At 35.7% G+C, this 16,540-nt stretch carries 15 protein-coding genes, 1 pseudogene and 2 riboswitches; of the genes and pseudogenes, 5 read left to right on the top strand and 11 right to left on the bottom strand.

The window, feature by feature from the left end; translation table 11 throughout:
- Positions 1-26: 26 nt before the first annotated feature.
- Positions 27-152: riboswitch (FMN riboswitch) on the bottom strand.
- A gap of 122 nt (positions 153-274) precedes the next feature.
- Positions 275-400: riboswitch (FMN riboswitch) on the bottom strand.
- 213 nt (positions 401-613) lie between these two features.
- From ACFVT8_RS13570 to ACFVT8_RS13555, 4 genes and pseudogenes are all read right to left on the bottom strand, one after another.
- Positions 614-1,369: an SDR family NAD(P)-dependent oxidoreductase gene (locus ACFVT8_RS13570; protein ID WP_387080924.1), complete on the bottom strand. Its 756-nt coding sequence runs from the start codon at positions 1,367-1,369 to the stop codon at positions 614-616.
- Positions 1,370-1,458: 89 nt separating this feature from the next.
- Positions 1,459-3,084 carry a ribosomal protection-like ABC-F family protein gene (gene abc-f / locus ACFVT8_RS13565; RefSeq protein ID WP_387080923.1) on the bottom strand — a complete coding sequence of 542 codons (1,626 nt, stop codon included), beginning with the start codon at positions 3,082-3,084 and terminating at the stop codon, positions 1,459-1,461.
- A 273-nt stretch (positions 3,085-3,357) separates the two neighbouring features.
- Positions 3,358-3,510, bottom strand: a complete 153-nt coding sequence (locus ACFVT8_RS13560; RefSeq protein WP_387080921.1) for a hypothetical protein — start codon at positions 3,508-3,510, stop codon at positions 3,358-3,360.
- Positions 3,511-3,585: 75 nt separating this feature from the next.
- Positions 3,586-3,702, bottom strand: a pseudogene (locus tag ACFVT8_RS13555) (NAD(P)-dependent oxidoreductase); the annotation flags it as partial.
- A gap of 462 nt (positions 3,703-4,164) precedes the next feature.
- Between ACFVT8_RS13555 and ACFVT8_RS13550 the strand changes: the two are divergent.
- The 3 genes from ACFVT8_RS13550 (at position 4,165) to ACFVT8_RS13540 (ending at position 6,892) form a co-directional block, all read left to right on the top strand.
- Complete coding sequence (locus ACFVT8_RS13550; RefSeq protein WP_387081516.1) at positions 4,165-5,235, top strand: YibE/F family protein; 1,071 nt, start codon at positions 4,165-4,167, stop codon at positions 5,233-5,235.
- Positions 5,235-6,008, top strand: a complete 774-nt coding sequence (locus ACFVT8_RS13545; protein WP_387080919.1) for a YibE/F family protein — start codon at positions 5,235-5,237, stop codon at positions 6,006-6,008. Before ACFVT8_RS13550 ends, ACFVT8_RS13545 begins: the two co-directional genes overlap by 1 nt.
- A 266-nt stretch (positions 6,009-6,274) precedes the next feature.
- Entirely contained in the window at positions 6,275-6,892 is a 618-nt protein-coding gene (locus ACFVT8_RS13540) for an HAD hydrolase-like protein (protein ID WP_387080918.1), read from the top strand.
- A 46-nt stretch (positions 6,893-6,938) separates the two neighbouring features.
- Here the strand turns inward: ACFVT8_RS13540 and ACFVT8_RS13535 are convergent, their stop codons facing one another.
- From ACFVT8_RS13535 to ACFVT8_RS13525, 3 genes are all read right to left on the bottom strand, one after another.
- Entirely contained in the window at positions 6,939-7,763 is an 825-nt protein-coding gene (locus ACFVT8_RS13535) for a methyl-accepting chemotaxis protein (RefSeq protein WP_387080917.1), read from the bottom strand.
- Between the two features lie 107 nt (positions 7,764-7,870).
- The gene (locus ACFVT8_RS13530; RefSeq protein ID WP_387080915.1) at positions 7,871-8,863 is read right to left on the bottom strand and encodes a VanW family protein; all 993 of its coding nucleotides are present in this window, start codon (positions 8,861-8,863) and stop codon (positions 7,871-7,873) included.
- A 216-nt stretch (positions 8,864-9,079) separates the two neighbouring features.
- Positions 9,080-9,703, bottom strand: coding sequence for a transmembrane-type terpene cyclase (locus ACFVT8_RS13525; RefSeq protein ID WP_387080913.1), 624 nt, complete (start codon positions 9,701-9,703; stop codon positions 9,080-9,082).
- A 176-nt stretch (positions 9,704-9,879) separates the two neighbouring features.
- Here ACFVT8_RS13525 and pgeF point away from each other — a divergent pair, with 176 nt between their 5' ends.
- Entirely contained in the window at positions 9,880-10,644 is a 765-nt protein-coding gene (gene pgeF / locus ACFVT8_RS13520; RefSeq protein ID WP_387080912.1) for a peptidoglycan editing factor PgeF, read from the top strand.
- 648 nt (positions 10,645-11,292) lie between these two features.
- Here the strand turns inward: pgeF and ACFVT8_RS13515 are convergent.
- Positions 11,293-12,657: an amino acid permease gene (locus ACFVT8_RS13515; RefSeq protein WP_387080910.1), complete on the bottom strand. Its 1,365-nt coding sequence runs from the start codon at positions 12,655-12,657 to the stop codon at positions 11,293-11,295.
- A 104-nt stretch (positions 12,658-12,761) separates the two neighbouring features.
- On the opposite strand from ACFVT8_RS13515, the gene ACFVT8_RS13510 reads away from it, so the two are divergent.
- Positions 12,762-12,941, top strand: a complete 180-nt coding sequence (locus ACFVT8_RS13510) for a hypothetical protein (protein WP_387080909.1) — start codon at positions 12,762-12,764, stop codon at positions 12,939-12,941.
- Between the two features lie 58 nt (positions 12,942-12,999).
- Here the strand turns inward: ACFVT8_RS13510 and ACFVT8_RS13505 are convergent, their stop codons facing one another.
- The 3 genes from ACFVT8_RS13505 to preA all read right to left on the bottom strand — a co-directional run bounded on the left by ACFVT8_RS13505 (position 13,000) and on the right by preA (position 16,328).
- The gene (locus tag ACFVT8_RS13505) at positions 13,000-13,209 is read right to left on the bottom strand and encodes a hypothetical protein (protein ID WP_053482520.1); all 210 of its coding nucleotides are present in this window, start codon (positions 13,207-13,209) and stop codon (positions 13,000-13,002) included.
- 120 nt (positions 13,210-13,329) lie between these two features.
- Positions 13,330-14,850, bottom strand: coding sequence for an NCS1 family transporter (locus ACFVT8_RS13500; RefSeq protein ID WP_387080907.1), 1,521 nt, complete (start codon positions 14,848-14,850; stop codon positions 13,330-13,332).
- Positions 14,851-15,065: 215 nt separating this feature from the next.
- Positions 15,066-16,328 (bottom strand): NAD-dependent dihydropyrimidine dehydrogenase subunit PreA, encoded by a 1,263-nt coding sequence (preA, locus tag ACFVT8_RS13495; RefSeq protein ID WP_387080906.1) that lies wholly within the window; start codon positions 16,326-16,328, stop codon positions 15,066-15,068.
- Between the last annotated feature and the right edge of the window lie 212 nt (positions 16,329-16,540).

The raw sequence follows: 16,540 nt of genomic DNA, 5'->3' as shown, positions 1-16,540 counted from the left end.
AAATTTTTTCCATAGGCTGTCATCTCATCGTTCTTCTCCCATCCAGACTGTCACTGTCGGTTTTGGATTTGCACCAAATCAGCTTGCGCTCACGGACTTTGAATTGCTTCATCACCGCCGATTGGGAATTTCACCCTACCCCGAAGAACTACTACTATTCAATTTTTTAGCCAAATAAAACAAAAAACTACTTCCCGACGAAACGATGGGAAGTAGTTAAAAAGTATACTCAAATAAACCTTATAAACTCAAGCGAATTTAAAAAGCTCACACTTTTACCCTTCTCCCATCCAGACTATAACTGTCGGTTTTGGATTTGCACCAAATCAGCTTGCGCTCACGGACTTTGAATTACTTCATCACCGCCGATTGGGAATTTCACCCTACCCTGAAGGATATTTTTATTTAGCTATTTCTTACGATAACACTATTTTATTATATTATCCAGATAATTGTTTATAAAAATTTACTCTAATCAATTTCACATTCACTACATAAAACAAGCCACACCTTTGATCATTAATAAAGATCAAAGGTGTGGCTGTTCCATAGAGACTTCTGTAACTGTCGTTTCACTTACGTTACATAAAAAACTTGCTGAAAGAAGTTAAATTTAAACAGTCAAACTACCATCAACAGAGACAACAGCACCAGCCATGAAGCTTGCTTTATCTGAAGCTAAGAATAGAACCGCTTCTGCTACTTCTTCTGGTTCACCATGGCGTCCCATACGTACACGTGACATTTCTTCTGGCACGTATCCTGTTTTTGCAAGTGTTTCACCAACACTATGAAATAATGGTGTAACGATACCACCTGGACACACAGCATTTATACGAATACCTTTATTTGCATACTCGATCGCTACGCCTTTCGTTAAACCGATTACTGCATGTTTACTTGCGGAGTATACGGCGATACTGTGTTCTGGACGAATACCTGCCGATGAAGCAGTATTTATAATCGACCCTTTACCCTGCTTTTCCATTACTGGGATGACATATTTCATGCCAAGAAAAATACCTTTTACATTGATATCCATAAGACGATCGTATTCTTCCAATTCTACCGCTGTAAACGGTGCGAATTTTTGAATAATGCCAGCGTTATTGAAGAATACATCTATACGTCCATATGTGTTTACCGTTTGCTGTACATAATTCTGAACATCCTCTACTTTGGAAACATCCGCTTTAACGAATATTCCTTCACCGCCATTTTGTTGAATTAATTTTAGGGTCTCTTCTCCAGTTTTCTCGTTAAAATCAACAAGCACAACTTTATAGCCATTTTCAGCAAATTTAATACTAGTTGCTCTACCAATTCCACTACCTGATCCTGTAATAACTGCAATTTGATTGTTTGTCATATTCTCTTCCTCTTTTCACTTTTATATTTTATTAATCACAAATATTTTCTTAATAGGAGGTCCCCTTTGTCTTTCCATACTTATGGCCCTTAGTTTGATTTCATTTTCATGTAATCGTCATAATTACCGTTAAAGATACTCGTGCCAATTGGGGAAAGCTCGACCATTTTGCGTGCTAGCTTATTAAGAAAATATCGATCATGTGAAATAAAGAAAAGTGTTCCCTCAAAATTTAAAAGAGCCTGTTCTAATACTTCTTTACTAAATAAATCAAGGTGATTAGTTGGCTCATCCATAATAAGCACGTTGGCTTTTTGTAATACGAGTTTCGTTAAAGCTACTCGTGCCCTCTCACCCCCACTGAGGGTAGATATCTTTTTAAAGACATCTTCACCAGTAAATAAAAAATTCCCTAAAACAGTACGAACTCTTGCTTCTTCAATGTGTGGGAACATACCCCAGACTTCATGTAAAATCGTGTTATTTGGGTGCAAGTTCGATTGCTCTTGATCGTAGTAACCTACCGTTACACCGTTCCCCCAAGTGATAACACCACTATCTGGATTAATCTCCTTTAACAGCGTCTTTATTAGTGTTGATTTTCCAACACCATTCGGACCAATTAATGCAACCTTATCACCACGATGTAGCTGAAAATTAATATTTTTTAATAGCGGTTGTTGCTCGCATTCTACCGTAAAGGAAACTGATAAATCTCGTACCTTTAACACTTCCTTATGAGAGTTTTTTTCCATTGAAAATGCCATCTGTGTATGTTTTAAATCTTTTAGAGGTTTTTCAATTCGTTCTATTCTCTCAAGCTGTTTTCTTTTGTTTTTTGCACTTTTAGAAGAAGTAGCCATAGTAATATTGCGTTGTATATAGTCTTCCATTTTCGAAATTTTTTGCTGTTGCAAGACATATTTTTTTTCGAGCAAGTTACGATTTTTTTCTTTTACTTCTACATACTTAGAGTAATTGCCAACATATTTCCTGACTTCTGTTCGCTCAATCTCATAAATACCGTTTACAAGTGCATCTAAAAAATATCGATCATGCGAAATGACAAGAATGGAACCTTGGTATGAGTGTAAATACGCTTCAAGCCAATTTAATGTTGTAAAATCCAAATGATTCGTCGGCTCATCTAACATTAGTAAATCTGGCTGCTCCAGTAAAATTTTCGCTAATGCAAGTCGAGTCTTTTGTCCACCACTTAGCTGATGAATAGGGGTATTTTTTGACGTACTTTCAAAGCCCATGCCATTCAGAATACTGTTAATTTTAGCTTCCATTTCATAGCCACCATGCTGCATAAACCATTCTGATTTTATTGCATATCGATCCATAATTTTTTCAATTTTTTTAGGATTGTCTATGAACGTCGGCTCGCTCATTTTCTTTTCAAGCTCTCGAAGTTCTTTTTCAACCTCAAGTAGGTCAGGTAACGCTTCTAACATTTCAGCCCAAATTGTATTATCTAGCTTCAACCCACTGTCTTGACGCAAATAACCAATTTTAATGCCTTTTCCGATGTACAGCTCTCCATTATCATAAGGAAGGTCTCCCGCAATTATCTTTAATAATGTGGATTTACCAGCCCCATTAACACCTATGAGGCCAATTTTATCTCCTCGCTCAATTTTCATCGTTATATTTGACAGAACTGGATCTCCCAAATAGCTTTTACTAATTCCATTTAATTGAAGTATCATTTATTTAATCTCCTTATAGATTTTGACCATCTCTTTTGCAAAGCTAAAGACGCTTAACAGATAAATGGACATATAAGGTTACACATCTCTTTTCACTCCTTTAACACAAAAAAGACGCCGAAAGAACGGCGCCTTAAAAGTGCGAAAAAACCCTACAAGCAGGGAAAGATTTCTTATATTTCACAATTGAACGTAAAAAAGCGCCGACAGAACCGGCGCCACAATGCGTAATTATATTTATACAAGTTAATCAAAAATTAATGACAACAATTGTTAAAATAAGAAGGCAAAAGCTTCCGGAATCTGTTTTCGATATGAAATTTGCTTAAAAAAGGGCAGACTTCTCCCTTTGACAGCAAATCTCCCACCAAGCATGTAAGATTTTACCTCTTTTTCTGCTAAGCCTTTCGCGAATATAGTTTCCATCACTTTTACCTCCTTTCGAATTTAGTATCTACTAATCTATCACAAAACGTTAAAGAACACAAATCCCTTAATTGCCTAAGTTTCCATCATTATACCCCCATTCATATGTAGTACCTGACCAGTAACGAAGGATGAGTCATCGGAGGCTACGTAAATATAGGTAGGTGCAAGCTTAAATGGCTGCCCCGCTCGAAGTTACCAGATAGATTGTCGATCGCACTGCCAATTCAATTATCTCCCCCTGTAATAATGAAGATTTCTCTGTATCTTTCCGCTTTCTTCATATGATAAGTTGTCTATATTTCCTTAATAAACACCACTATTTACCATACTATTGGTCTTTAAGCGAATATGCTTACACAAAGAATAACAATAATTTAAATATGCTATAACTAACTAAGTAAGCTAAAAGGCACTTTAGCCTCGACTATATATTTAAGGAACCTCTATTCAATTAGCACGTTAATTTATAATGGCACTTTTTTTATCAAATTGACATTATAAATTCATAGTGATATTTTGAGTCATTGTTCGTGGCAATTCTAACAATGGACGCAACGATTATGATTAGATTCCCTTCTCACACTGGAGGTTTTTTTATTGCAAAACATCTTGAAAAAAAAATCTTTTAACAAAGTTATATTTTATACCTTTATGGCAATTTGCTTTATCGCTTCTGTTTTTTTCGTTTATCACAATGAAGCATTTTATGATCGTCCAATTGCTGAAGTTATAAAAACGGAATTACAAGAGTCAGGCCCTATAACGGATATGTATGAAAATGATGATCACTTATATACTCAGCTTATTACAGCTGTATTAAAAAACGGTGAAGAAAAGGGGAAGCTTATTCATTTTACAAATGAATATTCAGCATCTGGTGCCTACGATCAAGAGTACCATGTTGGGAATAAATTATTTGCTTCCATTAAAGCAAATACTGACAAAAATGGAGATTTAACCGGAACTATTTTAGACGTAAAACGTGATCAGTTCGTCTTGATAATAGCATGGATTTTTATTTTCGCTTTGTTGATTGTTGGTAAAAGACAAGGATTTTTTTCAATCATAAGTTTAATTGTAAATTCTCTTGTTCTATCCTTCGCCTTGGATTTATATGTAAAATCAAATATAAATTTGATATTTATAAGTGGGATATGTGTTCTTTTATTTACGGTCATTTCATTAATACTCATTAACGGTTTAAATGAAAAAACATTTGCAGGGATTGTTGCAACACTTATCGGAACATTCATTTCGTTATTGATTAGCGCTTTAGTTCTGTGGATCACAAACGAGAATGGAATTCGATATGAAGAAATGCAATTTTTAACACGACCTTATCGAGTGATATTTATGGCTGGGTTATTTATTGGAGCACTAGGGGCTGTTATGGATGTCTCCATTACAATGGCTTCTTCAATGTTCGCTTTATTTGAGCAAAATCAAAATATTTCTGACAAAGCACTGAGAACCTCAGGGATGGATATCGGGAAAGACATTATGGGAACGATTACAAGTATTTTGTTTTTTGTTTATATTTGTGGCTCAATTCCTATGTTAATTTTATATTTAAAAAATTCTTATCCATTAGGGCAAACACTTTCCTTGAATCTTTCGTTAGAATTAGCTCGGGCCCTAGCAGGTGGAATCGGTGTTGTCATAACGATTCCGATCAGTCTATACACTTCTATTTTTTTCATTAATCGAAAGAGGGCAAAATAATGAATGTAATAGTATGTTTAACTGCCATTTTATTCATATTGATGATCGCTATTGGTGGAAAAAAAGGAGTACGATCTTTTCTATCTTTATTTTTAAACTTTGGAGTACTCTTTATCACTATCTTTTTAATGACTAATCAAAAGAATAGTCCGATTATATTAACGCTCATTGCCTGTACCGTCATAAGTTGGATTAGCTTATTTTTTATAAATGGAATGAGCAGTAAAACGATGACCGCTTTCATTTCTACGATGATTACAATTGTAATTTTATTACTATTCATTGTTTTTGTAGCGGACAAGTCAATGATTAGAGGATTTGGGGAAGAATCCACAGAAGAAATTAGCATATTTTCACTTTATATCGGCGTCAATTTTGTGCAAATTGGAGCTTCCGTTATTATTATGAGTACGATTGGGGCAATTTTGGATGTTGCCATTTCCATCGCTACTTCCATGCATGAGATTCTTCACCATAACCCATTAATTAGCAGAAAAAATTTATTTACATCAGGGGTAAGGATAGGAAAGGACATTTTAGGTACAGATACAAATACATTATTTTTCGCTTTCTTTGGTGGATATCTAAGCTTGCTAATATGGTTTAAAGATTTGTCTTATTCAATTGGCGAAATTATAAATTCTAAAATATTTGTGACTGAAATTATCATGATATTTTGCGCAGGCATTGGAATAGCACTTATCATTCCTATTACTTCCTCAGTAAATGCATATTATTTAACAAAAAAACGAGAAAAAATAGAAAACGCTTAGTAATAGTCGTACCTGTCACTCAATTCAATACTATGGGTGACAGGTATTTTTTGATGATTTCGTTATTGAATTTAACGCATTTTTCAGTACAATATTTACCAAAGAACCGGAAAAAATATTTGCCTGTAAAAAAATTATTTATCAAGGGTTATTTACAATACGATGTTTCATATCCTGTATAATCATGTCATTTTTTTATGGATAGGCAGTAACATTTTCAAGATACAAACGTCTTTACAACTAGATTATAAAGGAGAAAATTAATCATGAAATATATTATCTTTGATTTTGATGGAACATTGGCAGATTCTACGGCAGTGTTTGCATCAGCTTGGAATACACTTGCGCTAAAATATAAATTTAAAGGAATTGAGTTAAAGGAAATTGAAGCCTTGAAAAAATTATCTATAGCGGAACGTAGTAAATTATTCGACTTTCCTATGTATAAATTGCCCATGATTTTACCACAGTTTTATCGCTTGTATCGTCAGTCGTTAAATGATGTTCATCTTTATGATGGTATTAAAGAAGTCCTTATGGATATTGATAAAAGAGGCTATAAAATCCTTATTATTTCCTCCAATTCACAGGAGAACATTTTAGAATTCCTAAAAATGAACAGCATTCATTGTGTATCAAATGTTCTTTGCTCAAACCGTATTTTTGGAAAGGATAAAGTAATAAAGAAATTTTTAAAAGACTCAAACATTACACCATCAGAAGTTTTATACATCGGTGATGAGCTAAGAGATATCGTAGCCTGCAAAAAAGTAGGCGTACCTATTATTTGGGTTGGTTGGGGATATGACGCTATTGAAGTTGTACAGCAAGAGGAACCCGAGTACAAAGTTGCTACACCACAAGAAATTTTAAATATCATTTAAATGAAGAGGATAATAGCGATTAAATTGCTATTATCCTTTTTATATGTTAGGCTTTTACCTCGCTAATATGCATTAATTTTTCTGCTGTGCTGTTAATTCCTTTATAAGTATCGGTTAATTCCTGCATACTCACAGAAAATTGCTGAGTAAACGCTGTGATTTGATTTGCTGATTCATTGACTTGATCAATAGATTGTTTAATGCTTTCTAATTGATTTGTAATGCTATTGGCACTTTCATTACTACTTTGAGACATTTTCTGTATTTCAGATGCTACTACAGCAAAGCCTCGTCCATGCTCACCTGAGCGAGCAGCCTCAATGGAAGCATTTAACCCAAGAATTTTAGATTTCATGGCTAAATCTTTTACTAAATTTACAATCGTATTGATTTGTTGAATATCTTCAGTCATTGATTCCGAAAATTTTGATAGCTCCTCCAAGCGATTTGACACATCTACACTTGCTACTGCTAACTCTTCATTCGTTGCGGTCATTTCTTCAACAGAACTAGAAAGCTCCGTCGCTAATAAACGCATACCATCCATTTTTTCATTCGAAATAATGGCACTTAACACACCAACTACTTTCCTACCTTCAAAAATAGGCTGTGCTGAGGCAATGTACGCCATTCCAAAATCCTCAGAACCTCGCTCTTCCCTAATAAAATTACCTGAGCTAAGAGCATTTTCAGTTGTTGTTCCTCGATACTTTACTACAGGATCACCAACTTTAATCTTTAAGTCCACTTGTTTACCTGGCTTATAGGCAATGACTTTCTCAGTATCAGCAACTATAATACAAGCATCTTCTGGATATGTTACTTGGTAAAAATCAATAGAATCTATTGCTGCCTGAAGTTTCGGATGCATTACTCTCCCCCCTTTTTCATAACACATTTATACTGAAATACCTCAATTTAACTATAGCATGTCACCTAAAAAAAGACACCATTGGCATAAGTGTCTTCGAAAAACTACTATGGCTTTTTCAAGATTTCTACATATTTTTCTGCAGTTCTTATCTCAATTGTAAGAGAATTTTTACTATAGTTAGCTTTAATTAAAAATGGTACGTCAGTTGTATTTTGAAATCTAAAATCTAAGCCACCATAAGAAACTGTAGCGTCTCTTCCTTTCGGAACATACCCAACATCTAAAGAATGGTGATGACGTTCAACAAATTTTACTGGCATTTGATCAACTGCGTTAAATAAGGTTGAGGACGTTTGACAGATACCTCCTCCAATGCCCATCACCACCTTTTTGTTGATGATTTCCGGAGCAGGCTGATAACCATTCACTTCGTCTCTAGGCCCAACGACAGTATTAAAGGAGAAATAATCTCCACTACCAACGATTACATTATTGATTGCCTTCGCAGAAAGTTCAATATTTTTATTTCTTCCTACATCATGGGTATTGAAGTAAGTTGTATAGGATGCAACAACTACGTTTTCTAAAGAAGGAATATCTTCAAAATAATATCCGCTTTCTGTAATATAAAGAGGCATCTCCACTTTACCACCGGTTGATGATACTCCTAATATTTTCTCAATTAATTCACTTTCTTTTAAAACAATTAATGGACTTCCTTTAATTACCTTTCCTTGATCGTCCAGCTTATCGAGTATCATACGCTTATCATAGCCGGCTGTTTTTTCATTCCCTCTCGCTAACTCTTTTACTAACTGTTCAATTTGTTTTATATACGATTGTCTATCACGTTCATAGTCCATTTCTTTCGGTGATATTGTTTGAATGATGGCTTTTGTTGAAGGATCCACAATTTCAACAACAACGCGCTCTGTTTGTTGTTGTTCAAAGGTAACAGGCTTTTTTACATCCTCAGCTTTTTCCGTTGACTCTTGAATTTGTTGTTCTTGTTTTTTCTCATCCTCAGATTTCCCCTGACAGCCAATTAGCCCAATGGTACAAATAATACATAGCGTGGTCATCCACTTCTTTTTCAAATAAAACACCTACCCTATCGTCATACTACAGAGACATCTTATTCGTGTATTGCTAATAGTGTGTTTCATTTCAGCATTTTTATTTGTTCTTAAAATCAATTATGCCTCGGTATAATTGCGTCCGGAATCGAAAAGGAGGCTTTAACTTCTTAAGTAAAAAACACTCTACAAAGTTGAATGACTTTGTAGAGTGCTATTTTAGATGAAGGGAAATTTTTATTTAGCATATTTCACATAAAACCTATAGATTAATACTATATATATCCAATCATAAATCAGGGTTGCAAGCGAAATAATAGTAATCAATGGTGTTCTAAATGACATATAGAAGCCAATTGCTGCAAACACAGTACCGATCATTTTACAGACGGCTATGCCCATTGATTGTCCACTTAAGTTCCCTCTTTGTATGAATAAGGCGATAAAAAGCCCTGACATCATCAGATTTTGTAAAAATGCTGCATACATGCCTATCATATCTTCGAATTCATGCATCATCGCTAAAATCGTGAAATAGCTTATGGCGAGTGTGATGAAAAAAGATGAATAAAATATCTTTCTCGGAATAATTTTTTTATACTCCTTATAACCATAACGTAAAAATTGCAACAGAATGAAGACATCTAAAAGAAACCACAGCAAATTAATAATCTTTTGCAAATCGTTTTGCGGATACATAAATGAAAAGATAAATTCCCATGAAATATTGGCACATATTGCGGCCATAGGCATGCCATATTTCTTATCTTGAAATCCTTGTTTGATGACGAGTATGTATGTAATAATCCAAAAAAGCCCCGAGCCTAATTGGCAGATTAGTAAGAATATCTCTTTCGTCATATTTACAAACTCCTTCCCTCTAATATTGATTCTTCGATACTATATGTGAAGAAATCTATTGTTTATGTCAAAAGAATTAAAGAAGGTTTGCAAGTTACTCAAGGCTCTTAAAAATCTTAACAGTAAGCGCCTATACATTCATTAGCCAATCATATATAGTAAGACGAGGTGATGATATGAAAAATAAAATTTATTTTGATAACGAACAATTTATCGCAGGCACTACCTTAAAGGATGAAATCGAGCTAGAACATAACAATATGGCACTGCATACATGTGTGAATGAAGCGGATGTGCTTGAAAATCGAAAAAAATTAGCAGCTACTTTACATTGTGATTTAAATAATTTTATTTGCACTCAACAAACACATAGTGCTAATTTCCATAAAGTAACGATTTTTGATAAAGGACGCGGCGCTGAGCAAATGGACACTGCTATAAGTAATACTGATGCACTTTATACTTTAGAGCCAAATTTACTTTTATGTAGTTTTACAGCAGATTGCGTACCTGTCATTTTTTATAATGAAGTCAATGGCCTTATTGGCGTAGTGCACTCAGGCTGGCAAGGTACTGTCAAGGAAGTCACAACAAAGCTTTTCCAACATTTGATGGAGCATGAAAAATGCAATCCACAAGATTTTCACGTCCAAATTGGTATGGCACTTAGTCAGCAGAAATTTGAGGTGGATGCTGATGTTTATGAAAAATTCCACAACCTAGGCTATGCTGAGGACTTTATGTATTACAACTTAGAAACAAATAAATATCATATCGATAATCAACAAACTGTCAAAAAACAATGTGAGCTTGCAGGTATTCCTTCTAAGCAGATTTTAATTGATTCAACGTGTACATTCCTTAGCCCAGATGGTTTTTCCTACCGTCAAGATAAACAGGCTGGCAGACACTTAAGCTTTATTATGCGTAAAGAACAATAGTTAAAGGGACAATCCATTCCTGGTGGATTGTCCCTTTTAAATCTCATAAATTTTTGGATGTTCGTAATAAGTAGTTGATTTTCTTATTTTATTTACTCATATTGTTTTGCAATAACATTCATTACTATAGGGCTTTCTGTTATGTTCATTTCATTCTTTGTAAAACCCCTAAAAGATAAATAACTTTATTGAACAATTTCTTTCAGACACGATTGCCATTTCCCTTCTTTCTTAATCCCATTACAGTTATGGTATAATCACACAAAAAGGGGTTTTATTAGAATAATGCTTGTGATATTATTTTTTATATTTTTAATTTGGTTTTTGATTAAATTCATTAACTTACAGGAAGAACAAAACAACTTACAGAAGGAACAAAACGAAATTCTAAGGAATATATCCGAAAAGCTAGATAAGTAGAATACATAGATGGGAAACCCCATCTTTTTTTACTGCACATTTTCTTTCAGATATTCATTCAACATAGTGATGAAACCACTGAAGATGCTTTTTGTTTTGTCTTAATGATTCAACTGTAAAATAGTTAGATTTTTGAAAAGCTGAAATAAGCATTTAAAATGGGTAAACTCTTTAGTACAAAACAAAAAAGGATGTATCTCATAATAGAGATACACTCTTTCAATTTCATTATTTATTTACCGGACGTTCTTTTCCAATTCTAAAAACATAATAGCTAATGATAACAAGAGCTAAGAAAATAATTCCCACAATAAGAGAAACTCTAGTATCATCATTAAACCACATACCGATTAGCACCATTACTAAAAAGGCAATCGTTATATAGTTTGTAAATGGTGCAAAGGGCATTTTGAATGGGTGCTTTGACAGTTCTTCCCCTTTTATTTTTCTAAATCGTATTTGACTTATTAAAATAACAAACCACGGAATCATCCCCGGTAATACACTTGCACTATACACATATACAAATAAATTCTCTGGAGCAATATAGCTTAAAATAACACCAATAACCAAACCAACTAGTACGCCTGCTGTTCCGAAAATCGGAACACCATTACTAGAAAGCTTCGCAAAAAATTTAGGTGCTTGTCCATTCATGGCAAGCGTATACAGCATACGTCCCGCACTATAAATCCCACTATTACAGCCTGACATTGCCGCTGTAATAACAACAAAATTAATAATTCCTGCCGCAGCTGTAATTCCAACCTTTGCAAAAGTTGCAACAAATGGACTACCAATCGTACCCAATTCATTCCATGGATAGACTGTTACAATGACAAAGATTGCACCTATATAAAATATTAAAATACGCCAAATAATACTTTGAATCGCATTCGTAATCGTTTTTTTAGGATTTTTTGCTTCTCCAGCAGTAATCCCAATTAGCTCAACGCCTTGATAGGCTGCAACTACTAATGATAATGCAAAGAAGAAGCCCGTCCAGCCACCTGTAAAGAAGCCTCCATGGTTCCAAAGATTTGATAATCCGATTGCCACGCCACCATTACCAATCCCAAAGAAAATAAGACCAAAGCCAGCAATAATCATTAATACAATCGTCACAATTTTAATCATGGCAAACCAAAATTCAAATTCTCCAAAAGATTTAACAGAAATAAAGTTGGCAATACCTAAAATCACCATTGCTATTAAACCTGGAATCCATGTAGGTAAATCTGGATACCAATACTGCATATATGTTCCTACTGCAATAACCTCTGACATTCCAACAATAATCCATTGAAACCAGTTACTCCATGCCGTTAAATAACCTGCTAACGGGTGTATATATTTATAGCCAAACGTTGCAAAGGAACCTGTACTTGGCTCCACATACAGCATCTCGCCCATTGCTCGCATAATGAAAAAAATAAATATACCTGCTATAGCATATGCAAGGAGCACTGAAGGCCCTGTCCACTGAATGGCACTAGCAGACCCCATAAACAAGCCCACGCCAATCGTACCACCAAGAGCAATCATTTGGATATGACGTGCCTCTAATCCCCTTTTTAATTCCTTATTTGCCACTAAATTACGCCTCTTTCTCTAAAGTTCTTTCTACGATCAATTATTTTATAATAATAATAAATTCTGTTGAAAAACACAATTGTATTTTTAGGAAAAACAAAATTATGGCAAGAATTCTGAGCATTTTGGTGTTATATCCGTTACCTTGGTGGTCTATCCGTCATTCCGGTGATTCTATCCATCATTTAGGTGGTTCTATCCGTCACTTCGGTGGTTCTATCCGTCACTTCGGCAGTTCTATCTCTATCCGTCACTTTGGCCGTAAACGAATCAACCTAGGGTAAAAACCTACTTGATCCGTAAAAAAACTCTATTCCACCGAATGGAATAGAGTCTACTTTTTTACTGCAATAACGTTTGTTCTTGAAGCTTTGCAGAGAAATATTTGCGTGCATCTGCTGTTAGAATTTGCATCAAAATAACCTCTTCTTGACGTGCAAATTCTACAAACATACCACTTAAATTTTCATAAACATATTTAATTTTAAAGCCGCTATCTAAATAATGATCCACTTTTTTTATTTCTTCTGTGCTTTGTTGATGTTCTGACATGCAATCACCTCACCTTTCCATTAATCAACCTCTTGATATTCTGTTAGGTGTTTAATATTATCCCGCTTTAGACTAATAATCAGTGGGCAATGAAGAAATCCCACTGATTAAAGTTTCACTTTAATCAGCACCTTTTATATCCAACAGCGGATCTGGTTGTTCAACGACATCATTCTCATCTGGAACAACGGTTGGAGCAGGCGTTTGTTGCTGTCCAAATAGTTCATCCAAATTGTGACCAACTGTAATCCCTAAATATTTTGCATCACTTGGGTCTTCTAGCTCGGCTTGAGGGTATTTTTTGAACCACCAATACTTCGCTAATACATAATATACAAGTGCCCCTACAAAGAACCCTACTAATGAAGAATAAGTGGAGAATATATTTGCCACTGCACCACCGATAACCCAAGCGATTAAACCAGCTAAATTAAAGCCATTCCAATATTTAAATTGGCCATCTAATTCATACAGCGCTTTTACATGTACGCGACGCTTACGGATTAAATAATAATCAGCATATAAAATACCAACGATGGCTGTTAAAATTCCCCCGATAATTAAAAGTGCATTGACTAACACATCAAATAAACTCCAAGGCTGTGCTAGAATACCAATTATTCCCGCAATAACAACTCCAACCCAAAACGGCACTTTTGGCCCACCTATATTTGAGAAAATAGTTGCCGCTGGGATAACATTTGCTGAGGTGTTAGTCGACCATTGTGCTAATACAATCATTAACAGTAATATTCCTAAAATAAAGCCACTTGCACTTTGTTGTAGTGCATTGATCGGATCAGCAGAGGCAACAGCCATATAGCACACAGCACCAATTGTCACGATGAAAGTATTGGTAATCGGCATGACGATTAATGAGCCTACCAACTGCGTTTTATTGCGTTTGAACCAGCTGCGTTCATTTTTTGGTGCTTTAAAGAAGCGTGAAAGTGAAGGCATATCGGCTGCTAGCGTCGACCAAAATCCCATATTTGCCATGATCACTACCATAAATGCAGTGAAGGCTGAGAATCCTGTTGTTGGCGCTTCCACCCACGTCCAAATATTTTTCCCTTGAGCTACTGCATTATCTGCCAGTGTATAATACATCCAGCAGGAAATTAAAATAATAACTGGTGCTGCTAAATCTGCAAAGCGTTCAATAGATTTAATACCTAATGATGTATTAAATAACTGAAGTGCTGCAAAGACAATGAAACAGACAAACCAATTGTCAAAACCAAAAAGTAAATTTAAAATGCCGTTTATCGCTAATGCTCCAAAATAAGTGTTCAGACCGAACCAACATGCAGCCGTTACACCTCGGACAAGCGACGGAATATGTGTGCCAAATGTACCGAACGGAGCACGCATATATACTGGGAATGATAAGCCATGTTCAATGCCTATATCTCCAATTAACGTCATAAATACACCAATTAGACAAGAGCCTATCAACGTTGCTAAAATCACCATTGGCAATGGTAAGTTTATGATTGCCGTGCCACCGATTGCAAAAGCCGCTAATACAATTGCCATCCCTATCCAAATTACTGCAAAACCAAATGTTCCAATATTTCTTTGTTGATGTGTCACTGGAAGTAAATCTGGGGATTTTAAATAATTCCCATCACGTTCCATACAATCTCTCCTTCTTTTTTCAAATTTCCGTGACAACTTCCATGAGGTTATTCCTTCCTTCAACGAAAATGCTGAAGGAAGATGGAATTTCAGTTTATCTTCATTCGGCAAAATTCTCCTACCTCGGAGAGTGGTGAGGTGAATTCAAACTCCATACGAATGAAGATTAAGCCTCCAAACGCAATAACGCCAAAGCAAAATTGATTTTAGACTTTTTACTTAGATAGACTGCTAATTAGAGATTGACGTTCATTCCAAGTCATTGGTGGAACTGTAGATTTACGTTCAACCATTGTAATAGCACCATCAACAGGACAAACGATTGAGCATAAATTACAACCTACACAATCCTCTTCCCTAACTTTCAGCATTGGGCGACCATCTTCTGAATATAAGTCAATACATTGATGCGATGTATCCTCACATGCGATATGGCACTTGTTACAGTTAATACAAACATCGTTATTAATTTCAGCCACGATTTTATAATTTAAGTCCAAGTCACCCCAATTGGAATATCTAGAAACTGAGCGACCTACCAAATCCATGACAGAAGCAATGCCTTTATCGTCTAAATAGTTATTGAGTCCATCAATCATATCCTCAACAATACTAAAGCCATGATGCATTGCTGCTGTACAAACTTGCACGCCAGTTGCTCCCATTAATATAAACTCGGCAGCATCTTGCCAGTTGGAAATACCACCAATGCCCGAAATCGGAACATTGATTAATGGGTTACGAGCACACTCTGCAACCATATTGAGTGCAATTGGTTTAACGGCAGGACCACAATAGCCACCATGTGCACCCTTTCCTGCTACATGAGGCACTGTATTCCATGTATCTAAGTCAACACCTGCTAAACTGTTAATTGTATTAATCATACTAACAGCATCTGCTCCACCTCTTGTAGCCGCTTCTGCAGTTACCGTAATGTCGGTAATGTTTGGTGTTAACTTCACAATTACTGGTGTTTTCGCTGCCTCTTTCACCCAGTATGTTTGCTTTTCCACCAATTCAGGTACTTGACCAGAGGCAGATCCCATTCCTCGTTCTGCCATCCCATGTGGACAACCAAAGTTAAGCTCAAGACCATCAACCCCTACATCTTCTACTCGTTTAACAATCTCATGCCACTTTTCTTGCTTTGGCTCCACCATTAAGGAAGCGATGATTGCGTGATTTGGAAACTTTTTTTTCGTTTCATAAATTTCTTGTAAATTTACCTCTAACGGACGATCCGTAATCAGTTCAATATTATTAAAGCCTGCTACTTTTTGTCCGTTAAAGTTAACAGCTGCAAAGCGTGAAGAAACATTCAAAATCGGATCTCCTAATGTTTTCCAAACAGCTCCACCCCACCCCGCTTCAAATGCTCGTTGTACTTGATAGCCTGAATTCGTTGGTGGTGCTGACGCAAGCCAAAATGGATTCGGTGATTTGATGCCTGCTAAGTCGATGCGTAAGTCTGCCATATTAGTTCCTCCCTTATGCAATTTCACTTGGATTTCATCAATTATGCCTCCGCATAATTGTGTCTGGAATCGGCTTTGTGCTTGCACAAAGAACTCCTTTTCGATTCCGCGACATCCGCCGGAGGCTTTAGGCCGACACGATGTCGGTCACTCAGGCGTTTTCACAGGATGTGAAGTTCTTAGCCTGAGTTCCTCTATTTCAGCTGGTGTTT

This window comes from Lysinibacillus sp. NPDC058147, from assembly GCF_042884205.1.
In the GTDB taxonomy this organism is placed as follows: Bacteria; Bacillota; Bacilli; order Bacillales_A; family Planococcaceae; genus Lysinibacillus.
Note: the sequence above shows the minus strand (reverse complement) of the source record. Positions and strands in the feature narration are given on the sequence as shown.